Origin of the sequence: Calothrix sp. PCC 7507 (assembly GCF_000316575.1) — a bacterium.
In the GTDB taxonomy this organism is placed as follows: domain Bacteria; phylum Cyanobacteriota; class Cyanobacteriia; order Cyanobacteriales; family Nostocaceae; genus Fortiea.
The window spans coordinates 4,000,437-4,013,297 of the sequence record NC_019682.1 but is presented as its reverse complement, the minus strand read 5'-3'; the positions used below and the strand labels follow the sequence as shown (position 1 = coordinate 4,013,297).

Sequence of the window (12,861 nt, the reverse complement as noted above, 5' to 3'; positions counted from 1 at the left end):
TGAGTATTTTACTGCTTAACGTCATGGAAATTACACAATTGTCTCCTCAAGGACAAGTAATTATTCCCCAATCTTTGCGGGAAGCTCATCAATGGCAAATAGGACAAGAATTTATTGTTATTGATATGGGTGATGGAATTCTTTTAAAGCCTAAGAAACCTTTTGTAGCAACTCAATTAGATGATGTGGCAGGTTGTTTAAAATATCAGGGAAAACCCCAAACTATTGAAGATATGAATGATGCAATTCGCCAAGGTGTAGAGGAATCATGGCATGATTGCGGTTGATACAAATATAATTATCAGATTTTTAACTCAAGATGATGAATCACAGTTTCAAAAGAGTAAAGAAATCTTTCAAAATCAAGATATTTTTATTTCAGATACAGTAATTCTTGAGACTGAATGGGTTTTAAGGTTTGCATACAAGTTTAAACCGAGTGAGATATGTAAAGCTTTAAGGAACTTGTTTGGTTTACCTAATATTTACCTGACTAATTCTAGCTTAGTGCTTCAAGTTATCCAATGGCACGAAAATGGCTTAGATTTTGCTGATGCTTTTCATCTAGCTCAAAGCCAGCATTGTTATGAGTTTTATACATTTGATGAAAAGTTTGTCAAAAGAGCCAAGGGACTAACACAGTGTGAAGTTCAAAAGCCTGTTACTTAAGTGGAATAACTCAAGATGTTCGACAAATTTTTAAGATAGAAATACTGAATAATTTGTAAATCATCGGCTACGTCGGAATAATAATTTGAAAGATTTGGGTTGGGATAAGTTGGTGAGGGAAGAAGCGAAGATTTAAGATTTCCGTTTCGATTGAGCAACACCATATGATTAAGGCGAACCCAAAAAATTCGCCTTTTTTTCTCACGCAGAGGCGCAGAGACGCAAAGGAAGAGAGAGTAAAATAACACTACTTTAGCCTTGAGACGCCAGTAGTGGCGTGGCAAGCCTAAATTTGTGCATTATATTGGGATGGAATTAAACGCGGATGAACGCGGATGAACGCGGATAGGACTTATATTAATGCAACATTTTAGCCTAGACACGCCAGTAGGGTGCGTTAGCGACAGCGTAACGCACCTTGGTTTTTTTCACGAACTATGAACGCGAGTGTGTCTTGCAGAGAAGAATGCAATTAACTAGGTAATTGTAAGTTTAAAGGTTGAGATGGGATGATGTAAATTAGTTCTGAATCGTCTGGTTTAATTTCTGTAGACGGACTTAATTTAAGCCATTCATGAAAGCTGATTCCTAATTTTGATATTGCTTGTATCTCTGTCTGATAAGATTCAAAGCGGCGATTGGTTTCAATCATAGATTCCATTACTTCAAATACTTGTGGAAGACGTTTGTCAGCCTCTAATTTCAAATCATCCTGACTGGGTCCAAACCAACCACCTTGAACCTCAACACGAGTTAAAATTGCTGCTGGTATTGAATCTAACCATTTTTGAGGTTCTTTAGCTATTTTAAACAGATTCTTACGCTGAAGCTCAAACACAGCATTTTCGTCTATAGCGGGGTCAATCCATTGATAAATTCGGGTCAATCTCCGCAAATCAATTATACCTGTGAATTCAGGTTGCAAGTATGCTGCTGGGTTAGAAGTAAGCAGAAGATCAACATATTTCTGAATACGAGAACGGATAACTTTAGCCCCTTCTTGGAAACGACGAAGCGCTGTATCATGTTCTTCTAATTCTAAATAACAACGTGCTTCAGCTAGGTAAGCTAAAGATAAAGTCAGCAGATACTCATCAGCGATTTGGCTTTTCTGCTCAATTTCAATATCAGCAAATTCAGTATAAATATGCTCTGCTTCTAAGAATCGGTTAATAGCTTGCAGGGCGCTACTTCTCCGATTCTCAACTTTGTTCATCGTAAAGGCATTAATTGCTAATTCGATTGCGGCGCGAAAATTAGCATAGAAACTCAGATCAATTTTGCGGTTGACTTTATTCAATAATTCTTCTGCTTGTTTGAGGCGCTGTTCTAGTTCATTAAGGCGCTGTGATATGACAGCAAAGCCCATAACTGAAACACCGAGATTGAGTATGCTAGTAGCAGTAGTTAACTGTAAAATTCCTTGAGTTAGTTGCAGATTTTCCCCAATTTCTTCTAACTGATTTTCAATCCCACCTAAACGCCCATTAACATCGGCGAATCCTTTTCCGGAAATAGCCGCATTAGCAACTGTTCCAATCAGATTTACTCCAGAGACAGCAATGTTACCTAAACTTGATTGTTCAATACCACCTAAGCGTCCACTGACATCAGCTAATCCTTGCCTTGTAGAAGCAGTATTTGCCCCAGAAGCAACGAGATTTGCACCGGAGAAAACAAGGTTAAGTAAATTGTTAGAGGAAGAGCTTGATGCTGAAACCAGTGAATTACTTGGTGTGTCTCTTAACCAGGTAACAATATGTTTACTGCCTACTTCTCGAATTACACCCCCAACCCTTTCAAAAGTTCCATCTTGCAGTCCTTTGAGAATCCAACTAGCAAGTGTAAAGGTTACTGTCAATGGTATAGTCATAATCTTTTATTAATTCCTAAAATATCCACACTTGACTCAGTATTCCCCGATTTACATGTTGTCTAACAATTCAGCTAATGCGAGTTCTTGTCTGTCTAATCAAAAAGCGATGCTTACGGCGGACTTAGCCTACGCTCTTTTTTACTAACTGCCAATATCCCAAAATTAGATAGAGTTAGAATAGGGTGTATCTTCCTCGATATCTTAAATTAAAGATAGGAGTAAATAAGAATTATGCTCAGTGGAATTAAACAAAAGGCTATTATAGGTAAAAATGGCAAGATTGAACTGTCTAAAACAGAATTAACAGAAGGAATAGTTGTAGAAGTAATCGTGCTGGTTGAACAACCAATAGAAGAAGATGAAACTACTTATCTTTTTAAATCAGAACTTAATAAGAAACATATGCTTAAGGCTTTGGAGAATGTAGATAAAGGAAACTTAATTTATGTCCATATCTGTTAGCAAATGATTAAAATTGCCACTTTTTATATCATATAAATCTATGAGTACCAAACCTTCGCCAGAAGAAAATCGGCAGATGCTTAAGTGGCTGAACCGTAATCGCCAAATGTTGTTAGATTCATACCGAAATCAATATATTGCTTATAATGCAAATGGTTTAATAGCTCATAGTGATAATTTACGTGAAGTTTTAGCGTTAGGAAATGCTTCAAAGCAAGCTTTTGCAATTTATTTGGTTCCTCATCACACAGCTTCTGTTCAAATTTTACCAATTCGCTTTCGTTCAGTTGCTCGCCATGATAGGCAGCCAAATTATTGAGCAAATTGTTTTTACATGGCGAGAAGATTCTACTATATAGCGATCGCTTTTTTCATAAACCACAGAGGATGTAGAGAGAAGAAGGCGATCGCTCTTTTTTTACAAAGTTAATTAACTAACAGCAAAATCCGTATATTTCCTTACAGAGGGTAATTGAAAACCTAAAACAATGTCCTCTTTTGGGACACCTAATTCAACCAATTCATTAGCAATTCCTACCTCTGTTCCATCTTGCTGAATCCAGATTTTATCTTCAATAATATCTAGATGGAGAACCGGCCCATAGATGCGGTTTTGGTTACGCCAACCTACATAAACTAATTGATAATGATCTTGTTCTGTATCAAAAATTGTCTGTGCTTGAACGCGATTATCCCAAACAGTACTGGCGTGTTGTTGCAGCAAATTTTTAATATATTGTCGATATTCATCTAGCTTTGCCACTGTGAAATTGCCTCCTGCTCAATATTATAAATTAGCAAATAGAGTTGATTACTTTTAATTACAGATTGAATAAATGGGAGTATAGAAACTCATTATAAACAGTGCTAGGAACTGCTAAATATAAAATGCGATTGGCTTCTTGTTCTTGTAACGCACTTCGATAAATGATAAGACGTATATCGACAAATGCTCCTCACTCTGCGCTACGCCTGCATCCGCGTGGAGAGTTTAAAGATGATCCAGTTACACTGGAAGTCTGCAGTTACTCAGTGTTTGCGGGTTGGCATTCTCCAGAGGATTGAACAAACCGCAGAGGAGAGAGCGATCGCTCTTTCGCAGATACAATCATAAGTAAAAGGCAAGCAGGTAGCAAATGACTGAAATTGTCACCCTTCAACTCCCTGAAACGCTGGCACAAAAAGCAAAGGAAATCGCTGTAGCTATTGCTTGAGTCCTCAGCGTTTAGTAATGGCACGTTTGGAAATTGAACACATTATTCCCATATCTAAAAATGGTAGTAATGATGAATCAAACTTGTGGCTAGCTTGTCCACTTTGTAATGGCTACAAATGTGATAAAACTACAGGGGTGGATGCAGAAACAGGTGAGACGGTAAAGCTATTTAACCCTCGTACTCAAGTTTGGTCTGAGCATTTTTACTGGAGTGATGATGGAGTACGCATCGTTGGTAAAACAGCTACTGGTAGAGCTACTGTTGCCGCTTTACATTTGAGTGAGGATGCAGATGCTCTGGAAGTTCGCAGTTATTGGGTACTTGCGGGTTGGCATCTTCCAGAAGATTAAACAAACTGCCAAGATGCCGATGTAGAAAAAAGAGCGATCGCATCTCACACTCATTCGCTCCAGCATCCAGATATTTTTCATCTAAACCCACTAGACAAAATCAAATAAATAATTTATATTATTAGATTGTGACCAAGCGTGTACATTAGGCTGCCATTCTATTCAAAGCTAAGAATTTGAGTCCACAGTAGATTCAACTAGCAAAGATGACAATAGATTGGTAAACTAGGAAAGCTTTCAGGTCAATCAGGAGCTAATGGCTGAAAAACTCAGGCCAATCTTTAAGCTCCAGACTAAGTTCACTCCTATAGTTTCTAGGAACAAGGCAAAACCTTGAGCTATAGTTTAAGGTGTTGAGTGAGGTAGAAAACTGAGCCGCAATGTTGGTTTATGGCATTGCATCAGCCTCAGCCAATGGATACTGAGTGGCAAAAACCGCTTAAGTCCAACTACAACACGGCAGTCGCTGTATTGGCGTAGGAAACTCGCCTAAAGCATTGCCGCCAGAAAGTGCCTAAGCAAATGCTTGGACGAAAGCATTGCTGCACGAAGTGCAAAGCTCTCAAGCCTTGCCTTAATTCCAGAAGTTATTACTTCCCATCGGGAAGACGCTTATGGCTGTTCTGGTGACCCAGTGAGTGAAAGTAGACGGATTCACCAAGCAGTGAAGACATGGCTGTTTATGTCCCGGAGAATTGAGAACGGCGTGAGCAATTCTCAATATCGGAGACTCGTCCCATCTCAACCGCAGTCTAAAAAGCCTGTCTTTTAGAGTCCGATTCCAAGGTTAGCAACTAGATTAAGGAGAACCAGTAACTGTGTCTGTAGGTATTCTCGGCACCAAACTGGGCATGACCCAAATTTTTGACGAAGCAGGAAGAGCGATTCCTGTCACCGTCATTCAGGCAGGTCCATGCACCGTTACCCAAGTTAAAACGAAACAGACCGACGGTTACGCCGCCATTCAAGTCGGCTTCGGCGCAGTTAAGCCAAAGGCTTTGAACAGACCACTGCTAGGACATCTAGCAAAATCGTCTGCTCCGGCCTTACGTCACTTGAGTGAGTATCACACAGATGCTGTCGGCGATTATGCTTTAGGTCAAGAGATTAAAGCGGATATTTTTAGTGCGGGTCAGATTGTAGATGTAATCGGTACAAGTATCGGTCGCGGTTTTGCCGGCAACCAAAAGCGCAACAACTTTGGTCGCGGTCCCATGTCACATGGTTCCAAAAACCACAGAGCGCCTGGTTCCATCGGCGCTGGTACAACACCAGGTCGTGTTTATCCAGGTAAGCGGATGGCAGGTCGTTTAGGCGGCAAGCGCATTACAATTCGCAAGTTGACTGTAGTCAGAGTAGATGCGGAACGTAACTTATTACTGATTAAGGGAGCAATTCCTGGGAAGCCAGGTGCTTTAGTGAGCATCGTGCCTGCAAATATCGTAGGTAGACAAAAATAGTTGTTGGCTGTCAGCGTCAGCAGCAAAACTCAGGATAACTGACAACTGATAGTAGTGAGTGCTGAGTACTGAGGAGCCAGCCGAGTAGGAGGGTTCCCACGTCAGTCCGCACAAACTCCTCCAACCCCATAAGCAGTCAGATCAACTTGAGCAAGCTTTCTGTTGGAGTTCCCCTCGTTGTAGCAAGTGGCGTCGGACTGGCGTTGCTGAATACGTATAAATAGTCATAAGTCATTAGCAACTGACAACTGACAACCGACAAAGGACAAAAAGATGGCCGAGAGTGTAGTTAAAAATTGGCAAGGAGAGCAAGTCGGAGAAACAACCTTCGAGTTGCGTGTTGCTAAAGAAGAAACAGCAGCACATATTGTGCATCGAGCCTTGGTCAGACAATTAACCAATGCTCGTCAAGGAACAGCTAGTACAAAAACTCGTTCCGAAGTTAGAGGTGGTGGCCGCAAACCCTGGCGGCAGAAAGGTACGGGTAGGGCGCGTGCTGGATCTATTCGTTCACCATTGTGGCGTGGTGGTGGTGTGATCTTCGGGCCAAAACCCAGAGAGTTCAACCTGAAATTGAACCGCAAAGAACGGCGTTTAGCCCTGAGAACAGCATTAGTCAGCCGCATTGATGATTTGATTGTGGTGGAAGAATTTAGCGAACAGCTATCTCGCCCCAAGACCAAAGAATTAGTCGCAGCACTAGCTCGTTGGGGTGCAGCACCAGAAAATAAAACACTGTTAATTTTGAACGAGATTGCGGACAACGTTTATTTTTCAGCTCGCAATATCGAAAATTTGAAACTAATTCCAGCCAACCAGCTAAACGTTTACGATTTGCTGCACGCTGACAAAATTGTACTGACGGCATCAGCCTTAGAAAAAATTCAGGAGGTCTACAGTGCCTAAGTTTGACCCCCGTAACCTTCCTGACTTAGTGCGTCGCCCAATTGTTACAGAAAAGGCGACTATCCTGATGGAGCAGAATAAATACACTTTTGAAGTCGTTCCTAAGGCTACAAAACCAGAAATCAGGGCAGCAATTGAAGACTTGTTTCAAGTCAAGGTTGTCAAAGTCAATACTGCCTTACCACCACGCAAAAAGCGTCGAGTTGGTAAATTTGTAGGTTACAAACCCCAATATAAGCGAGCTATTGTCACCATCGCACCTGGGGACGTAGAGAAGATTAGACAAGTTCTATTCCCAGAGGTCTAGGAATTTTAGATTTTAGATTTTAGATTTTAGATTGAGAGTTTTCTGAATAAGTACCAAAGATGGTGGCAATTAGTTAAACACTCATTAAATCCAAAATTCAAAATCCAAAATTAAGTAAATTCAAAATCCAAAATCCAAAATCCAAAATCGTTTATGGGTACTCGTTCTTATCGCCCTTATACCCCTAGTACTCGGCAAGTCACAATTTCCGACTTTGCGGAAATTACCAAAACCGAGCCAGAAAAATCCCTAACTGAATACGTACATCGCCCCAAAGGTAGAAATAACCTGGGACGGATTACTAGCCGTCGTCGGGGTGGTGGTCACAAGCAGCTTTATCGGATCATCGATTTCAAAAGAGACAAGCGGGGTATTCCCGCCACAGTCGCAGCAATTGAATACGATCCCAATCGCAATGCACGGATTGCGCTGCTGTTTTATCAAGATGGTGAAAAGAGATATATTCTTCACCCTAATGGAATTAAAGTTGGAGCCACAGTGATTGCTGGCCCAGAATCTCCATTTGAAATTGGTAACGCTTTACCTCTGGCTAATATTCCCTTGGGAACCAGCGTTCACAATGTGGAGTTGAAGGCCGGAAAAGGTGGTCAAATTGTCCGTGCTGCCGGTGCTACTGCCCAAGTAGTGGCTAAAGAAGGTAATTACGTAACACTCAAGTTGCCTTCAGGAGAAGTCCGCTTGATTCGGCGCGAATGCTACGCCACTATCGGACAAGTAGGCAACACCGACGCGAGAAACCTGAGTGCAGGTAAAGCTGGACGCAATCGCTGGAAGGGTCGCCGTCCTAAGGTCAGAGGTAGTGTGATGAACCCTGTAGACCACCCACATGGAGGTGGTGAAGGTAGAGCGCCTATCGGTAGACCGGGTCCTGTGACACCTTGGGGTAAACCTACTTTGGGTGCGAAGACACGTAAGCCAAAGAAAGCCAGCAGCAAACTGATTGTGCGTCGTCGCCGCAAATCGTCTAAACGCGGCCGTGGTGGTCGTGAGTCATAGAATTTTAGATTTGAGATTTTGGATTTTAGATTGGGGTTTACTTAATTAGCACTCAGAAATTTTAGAGTTTTATTAAGATACCTAATCATCCAAAATCCGAAATTCTAAATCCAAAATCCAAAATCCAAAATCCAAAATTGCACTATGGGTCGTTCTCTAAAAAAAGGTCCTTTCGTTGCGGATCATTTACTCACCAAGATTGAGAGGCTGAACGCTAAAAACGAAAAACAAGTTATTAAAACTTGGTCGAGAGCCTCGACTATTTTGCCCCTGATGGTCGGTCACACGATCGCTGTTCACAACGGACGCCAACATGTGCCGGTTTTTGTCAGTGAGCAAATGGTGGGACACAAGTTGGGTGAATTTGCTCCCACACGTACCTACAGGGGACATGGGAAAAGTGACAAAAAATCTGGCAGATAGTCAAGAGTCCAGAGTCAAAAGTCCAAAGTAATTACTCTTGACTCTTGACCATTGACAAAAGGAAAAAAATATGGCTACTGATACAACTGAAGTCAAAGCGATCGCTCGTTTTATTCGCATTTCTCCCTATAAAGTCCGTCGTGTACTCGATCAAATTCGGGGGCGATCGTACCGAGAAGCGCTGATCATCCTAGAATTCATGCCTTATAGAGCCTGCGATCCTATATTAAAGGTTCTCAGAAGCGCCGCCGCTAATGCCGAGCATAACGCCGGATTAGACCGAGCTGAATTGATCATTACTCAGGCATACGCCGATCAAGGTCCAGTACTGAAGCGCTTCCAGCCCAGAGCCCAAGGACGAGCTTACCAAATTCGCAAGCCAACGTGTCATATCACCGTGGCTGTTGGGGCCGCGGCTGAATAAGCACGCTTACACAAAAAAATTGCGTTAAAGTAAGAAATTTTTAGAGGAAGCATTTGTGGGACAGAAGATTCATCCAGTTGGCTTTCGCCTGGGTATTACACACGAGCATCAATCCCGTTGGTTTGCCGTTCCTGAACGCTATCCAGAACTTCTACAAGAAGACTACAAACTCCGCCAATACATAGAAAAAAAGCTGGGTAGACTGGCTCAAAACAATGCCGGGATTTCTGAAGTACGGATTGAGCGCAAAGCCGACCAAATCGACTTAGAAGTCCGCACAGCTAGACCAGGCGTAGTAGTAGGTCGCGGTGGACAAGGTATCGAATCACTGCGTACCGGACTCCAAGACCTTTTGGGTAGCAATCGCCAAATTCGCATCAACGTTGTGGAAGTGCAACGAGTTGATGCTGATGCCTACTTAATTGCCGAATATATCGCTCAACAACTAGAGCGCCGCGTTTCTTTCCGACGCGTAGTTAGGCAAGCTATTCAGCGTGCCCAACGTGCCGGTGTGCAAGGAATTAAAGTCCAAGTCAGCGGACGGCTCAACGGAGCAGAAATTGCCCGGACAGAGTGGACTCGTGAGGGTAGAGTACCTCTACATACCTTACGGGCTGACATTGACTACTCCTACTGCACCGCGAAAACGGTTTACGGCATTTTGGGTATCAAAGTGTGGGTGTTCAAGGGAGAAATAATCCCCGGACAGGAAGAGACTACACTACCACCAGCACCACGTGATCGCGAACGAGGCGATCGTGATCGCGAACCCCGTCGCCGTCAACAACAACGCCGTCGCCAGCAATTTGAAGACCGCTCAAATGAAGGATAAAAAAGGGACTGGGGACTGGGGAATGGAGCATTGGGCATAGAGAATTAACAATGCCCAATGCCCAATGCCCAACGCCCAACGCCCAATACCCAATACCTAGTACCTAGTCATGTTAAGTCCTAGAAGAACTAAATTCCGCAAACAACAGCGCGGACGGATGGAGGGTCTAGCCTCCCGTGGTAGCACTCTCAATTTCGGCGATTTTGCCCTGCAAGCCCAAGAGCCTGCTTGGATTACCTCCCGGCAAATCGAGGCTTCCCGTCGAGCCATGACCCGTTATATTCGCCGGGGTGGACAGATTTGGATTCGGATTTTCCCTGATAAACCTGTCACCATGCGTCCTGCAGAAACCCGGATGGGTTCCGGAAAAGGTTCACCAGAATTTTGGGTGGCTGTAGTCAAGCCAGGGCGAATTTTGTTTGAAATCGCTGGCGTGACTGAAGAAATTGCCCGTGAAGCCATGCGCTTGGCTTCATTTAAACTGCCAATTAAAACCAAATTTATTGTGCGCCCTCAAGTAGAGGAGCAGGAGTAGGTCATGCCTCTTCCCAAGATTTCGGAAGCTAGAGAATTAAGCGACGATAAGCTATCTGATGAAATTATTGCTGTAAAAAGACAACTATTTCAGTTGCGCTTGCAAAAGGCCACCAGACAGCTAGACAAGCCCCACCAGTTCAGACACGCCCGCCACCGCCTAGCCCAATTGCTGACGGTAGAGGGAGAACGCCAACGGGCAGCAAGTCAATCAGCTCAAGAAGAAAAGTAGGAGATTATGGCAATCAAAGAACGAGTTGGCTTGGTAGTGAGTGACAAAATGCAAAAAACGGTGGTAGTCGCCATCGAAAACCGCGCTCCTCACCCCAAGTACGGCAAGATTGTAGTCAAAACCCAGCGCTACAAAGTCCACGATGAAGAAAATAAGAGCAAAGTGGGCGATCGCGTTCGTATTCAGGAAACCAGACCCTTGAGCAAAACCAAGCGCTGGCAAATCACAGAAATCCTCAACACCAAAGCTACAAGTTAATAGTTGTTATCAAATTAACAACTCCACAAGGGAGATAAATTGTGATTCAACCCCAAACCTACCTCAATGTCGCCGATAATAGTGGTGCCCGCAAACTAATGTGCATCCGCGTATTAGGTGCTGGTAATCGCCGTTACGGCGGTGTGGGCGATAAAATTATCGCCGTTGTCAAAGATGCCCAACCCAACATGGCTGTCAAAAAGTCTGACGTGGTAGAGGCAGTAATTGTCCGCACTCGCAAAAGTATTAATCGAGACAGTGGCATGAGTATTCGTTTCGACGATAACGCCGCCGTGATCATTAACAAAGATGGCAACCCCAGAGGTACACGCGTCTTTGGCCCAGTAGCACGGGAACTGCGCGATAAAAACTTCACCAAAATCGTTTCTCTGGCTCCGGAGGTGCTGTAATGCCCAGCCAAAAGGAAAAACCTAAATTCTACAAACTGCACGTCAAAACTGGCGACACTGTACAAGTAATTGCTGGCAAAGATAAAGGCAAAGTTGGTGAAGTGATTCAGGCACTACCCCAACTCGGTAAAGTCCTTGTCAAAGGTGTGAATATTAAAACTAAGCACGTAAAGCCCCAGCAAGAAGGCGAATCAGGGCGGATTGTCACCCAAGAATTCCCTATTCATAGCTCTAACGTGATGCTCTATTCCACTAAGCAAAACGTCGCCAGCCGTGTGTCTTATACCTTCACAGCCGAAGGTAAGAAAGTACGAAAACTCAAGAAAACTGGCGAGATTTTGGATAAATAGTTATCTGCCAAGAGGCGATTTTTTAGATGAGATTTTAATTCAATCTAAAATCTAAAATCTAAAATCTAAAATTCAATTTTCCCTGACCAAGACCAGGGATAATCAGGAAAAAACTATGGCGACAACAAGACTCAAAAGCTTATACCAAGAGACAATCGTCCCTAAGCTGACAAATCAGTTTCAATATACCAACGTTCATCAAGTACCGAAGTTGGTTAAGGTGACTATCAACAGGGGTTTGGGCGAAGCGGCTCAAAATGCGAAAGCTCTGGAAGCTTCCATCAACGAAATTGCGCTGATTACTGGACAAAAACCAGTAGTGACACGAGCAAAAAAGGCGATCGCTGGCTTCAAAATTCGTCAAGGTATGCCGGTTGGCATCATGGTAACCCTGAGAGGTGAACGGATGTATGCCTTTTATGACCGCCTTGTTAGCCTGTCACTGCCCAGAATTCGAGACTTTCGCGGCGTTAGTCCCAAAAGCTTTGATGGACGTGGCAACTACACCCTGGGTGTCAGAGAACAGCTAATTTTTCCAGAAGTCGAATACGACAGCATCGATCAAATCCGTGGTCTGGATATTTCCATCATCACCACAGCAAAAAACGACGAAGAGGGGCGCGCCTTACTTAAAGAATTAGGAATGCCTTTTCGCGATCAATAAAGTTCATCTATAGAGGGAACGATGGCGGCTAACGACACAATTGCAGATATGCTGACGCGCATCCGCAATGCCAATTTGGCGAGGCATCAAACTACACTCGTGCCAGCGACAAAAATGACACGTAGTATTGCCAAAGTGCTGCGGGATGAAGGCTTTGTTGCTGAGTTTGAAGAAGTAGAAGAAGGGGTGAAGAAAAATCTGGTGATTGCCCTGAAATACAAGGGTAAGAACCGTCAGCCTCTAATTACCGCCTTAAAGCGAGTAAGCAAACCAGGTTTGCGTGTTTACTCCAACAAAAAAGAATTACCAAGAGTATTAGGTGGCATCGGTATTGCCATCATCTCTACATCCAGTGGCATCATGACCGATCGCGAAGCGCGACGGCAGAACTTGGGTGGTGAAGTACTTTGTTACGTCTGGTAGTCATTAGTCATTTAGTCATTTGTCATTAGTGAAAGACAAAGGACAAA

General features: G+C 43.3%; 24 protein-coding genes. 21 read left to right on the top strand and 3 right to left on the bottom strand.

From position 1 onward, the window contains the following. The first annotated feature begins 23 nt into the window (after nt 1-23). Nucleotides 24-287, top strand: a complete 264-nt coding sequence (locus CAL7507_RS17050; RefSeq protein ID WP_015129730.1) for an AbrB/MazE/SpoVT family DNA-binding domain-containing protein — start codon at nt 24-26, stop codon at nt 285-287. Beyond that, nucleotides 274-669: a type II toxin-antitoxin system VapC family toxin gene (locus CAL7507_RS17045; protein WP_015129729.1), complete on the top strand. Its 396-nt coding sequence runs from the start codon at nt 274-276 to the stop codon at nt 667-669. The genes CAL7507_RS17050 and CAL7507_RS17045 overlap by 14 nt, the downstream gene beginning before the upstream one ends. 472 nt (nt 670-1,141) lie before the next feature. Here CAL7507_RS17045 and CAL7507_RS17040 read toward each other — a convergent pair whose 3' ends face one another. Then, entirely contained in the window at nt 1,142-2,542 is a 1,401-nt protein-coding gene (locus CAL7507_RS17040) for a hypothetical protein (RefSeq protein ID WP_015129728.1), read from the bottom strand. Nucleotides 2,543-2,776: 234 nt separating this feature from the next. Between CAL7507_RS17040 and CAL7507_RS17035 the strand changes: the two genes are divergently transcribed. Continuing rightward, complete coding sequence (locus CAL7507_RS17035; protein WP_015129727.1) at nt 2,777-3,007, top strand: hypothetical protein; 231 nt, start codon at nt 2,777-2,779, stop codon at nt 3,005-3,007. Between the two features lie 40 nt (nt 3,008-3,047). Further along, the gene (locus CAL7507_RS17030; protein WP_015129726.1) at nt 3,048-3,326 is read left to right on the top strand and encodes a DUF5678 domain-containing protein; all 279 of its coding nucleotides are present in this window, start codon (nt 3,048-3,050) and stop codon (nt 3,324-3,326) included. Nucleotides 3,327-3,437: 111 nt separating this feature from the next. On the opposite strand, the gene CAL7507_RS17025 is transcribed toward CAL7507_RS17030, so the two are convergent. Then, nucleotides 3,438-3,770 (bottom strand): XisI protein, encoded by a 333-nt coding sequence (locus CAL7507_RS17025; protein ID WP_015129725.1) that lies wholly within the window; start codon nt 3,768-3,770, stop codon nt 3,438-3,440. 58 nt (nt 3,771-3,828) lie between these two features. Further along, nucleotides 3,829-3,936 carry an element excision factor XisH family protein gene (locus tag CAL7507_RS33715; protein ID WP_369750944.1) on the bottom strand — a complete coding sequence of 36 codons (108 nt, stop codon included), beginning with the start codon at nt 3,934-3,936 and terminating at the stop codon, nt 3,829-3,831. 20 nt (nt 3,937-3,956) lie between these two features. Between CAL7507_RS33715 and CAL7507_RS32410 the strand changes: the two genes are divergently transcribed. From CAL7507_RS32410 to rpsH, 17 genes are all read left to right on the top strand, one after another. Continuing rightward, the gene (locus CAL7507_RS32410) at nt 3,957-4,121 is read left to right on the top strand and encodes a hypothetical protein (protein ID WP_160166342.1); all 165 of its coding nucleotides are present in this window, start codon (nt 3,957-3,959) and stop codon (nt 4,119-4,121) included. A gap of 96 nt (nt 4,122-4,217) precedes the next feature. Then, on the top strand, nt 4,218-4,574 hold the full coding sequence (locus tag CAL7507_RS17020) for an HNH endonuclease (RefSeq protein WP_015129724.1): 357 nt from the start codon (nt 4,218-4,220) through the stop codon (nt 4,572-4,574). 526 nt (nt 4,575-5,100) lie between these two features. Beyond that, nucleotides 5,101-5,346, top strand: a complete 246-nt coding sequence (locus CAL7507_RS30935) for a hypothetical protein (protein WP_083862905.1) — start codon at nt 5,101-5,103, stop codon at nt 5,344-5,346. Between the two features lie 46 nt (nt 5,347-5,392). Further along, complete coding sequence (gene rplC, locus CAL7507_RS17015) at nt 5,393-6,034, top strand: 50S ribosomal protein L3 (RefSeq protein WP_015129723.1); 642 nt, start codon at nt 5,393-5,395, stop codon at nt 6,032-6,034. A 273-nt stretch (nt 6,035-6,307) separates the two neighbouring features. Further along, a complete protein-coding gene (gene rplD / locus CAL7507_RS17010) occupies nt 6,308-6,940 on the top strand; it encodes a 50S ribosomal protein L4 (RefSeq protein ID WP_015129722.1) in 633 nt (210 codons plus the stop codon). Beyond that, nucleotides 6,933-7,247, top strand: a complete 315-nt coding sequence (locus CAL7507_RS17005; protein WP_015129721.1) for a 50S ribosomal protein L23 — start codon at nt 6,933-6,935, stop codon at nt 7,245-7,247. The genes rplD and CAL7507_RS17005 overlap by 8 nt, the downstream gene beginning before the upstream one ends. A 153-nt stretch (nt 7,248-7,400) precedes the next feature. Then, a complete protein-coding gene (gene rplB / locus CAL7507_RS17000) occupies nt 7,401-8,264 on the top strand; it encodes a 50S ribosomal protein L2 (RefSeq protein WP_015129720.1) in 864 nt (287 codons plus the stop codon). Between the two features lie 144 nt (nt 8,265-8,408). After that, nucleotides 8,409-8,687, top strand: a complete 279-nt coding sequence (gene rpsS / locus CAL7507_RS16995; RefSeq protein WP_015129719.1) for a 30S ribosomal protein S19 — start codon at nt 8,409-8,411, stop codon at nt 8,685-8,687. Nucleotides 8,688-8,757: 70 nt separating this feature from the next. Next, entirely contained in the window at nt 8,758-9,111 is a 354-nt protein-coding gene (rplV, locus tag CAL7507_RS16990) for a 50S ribosomal protein L22 (RefSeq protein ID WP_015129718.1), read from the top strand. Between the two features lie 55 nt (nt 9,112-9,166). Next, complete coding sequence (gene rpsC / locus CAL7507_RS16985; protein WP_015129717.1) at nt 9,167-9,943, top strand: 30S ribosomal protein S3; 777 nt, start codon at nt 9,167-9,169, stop codon at nt 9,941-9,943. A 109-nt stretch (nt 9,944-10,052) separates the two neighbouring features. Further along, nucleotides 10,053-10,478 carry a 50S ribosomal protein L16 gene (rplP, locus tag CAL7507_RS16980; protein WP_015129716.1) on the top strand — a complete coding sequence of 142 codons (426 nt, stop codon included), beginning with the start codon at nt 10,053-10,055 and terminating at the stop codon, nt 10,476-10,478. Nucleotides 10,479-10,481: 3 nt separating this feature from the next. Next, nucleotides 10,482-10,709 carry a 50S ribosomal protein L29 gene (gene rpmC / locus CAL7507_RS16975; RefSeq protein ID WP_015129715.1) on the top strand — a complete coding sequence of 76 codons (228 nt, stop codon included), beginning with the start codon at nt 10,482-10,484 and terminating at the stop codon, nt 10,707-10,709. A 6-nt stretch (nt 10,710-10,715) separates the two neighbouring features. Then, nucleotides 10,716-10,967 (top strand): 30S ribosomal protein S17, encoded by a 252-nt coding sequence (gene rpsQ / locus CAL7507_RS16970; RefSeq protein ID WP_015129714.1) that lies wholly within the window; start codon nt 10,716-10,718, stop codon nt 10,965-10,967. A 41-nt stretch (nt 10,968-11,008) separates the two neighbouring features. Further along, nucleotides 11,009-11,377, top strand: a complete 369-nt coding sequence (rplN, locus tag CAL7507_RS16965) for a 50S ribosomal protein L14 (RefSeq protein ID WP_015129713.1) — start codon at nt 11,009-11,011, stop codon at nt 11,375-11,377. Continuing rightward, on the top strand, nt 11,377-11,727 hold the full coding sequence (gene rplX / locus CAL7507_RS16960) for a 50S ribosomal protein L24 (RefSeq protein ID WP_015129712.1): 351 nt from the start codon (nt 11,377-11,379) through the stop codon (nt 11,725-11,727). The genes rplN and rplX overlap by 1 nt, the downstream gene beginning before the upstream one ends. Nucleotides 11,728-11,842: 115 nt before the next feature. Beyond that, on the top strand, nt 11,843-12,391 hold the full coding sequence (gene rplE, locus CAL7507_RS16955; protein WP_015129711.1) for a 50S ribosomal protein L5: 549 nt from the start codon (nt 11,843-11,845) through the stop codon (nt 12,389-12,391). Nucleotides 12,392-12,412: 21 nt separating this feature from the next. After that, nucleotides 12,413-12,814, top strand: a complete 402-nt coding sequence (gene rpsH / locus CAL7507_RS16950; RefSeq protein ID WP_015129710.1) for a 30S ribosomal protein S8 — start codon at nt 12,413-12,415, stop codon at nt 12,812-12,814. The last annotated feature ends 47 nt before the right edge of the window (nt 12,815-12,861 follow it).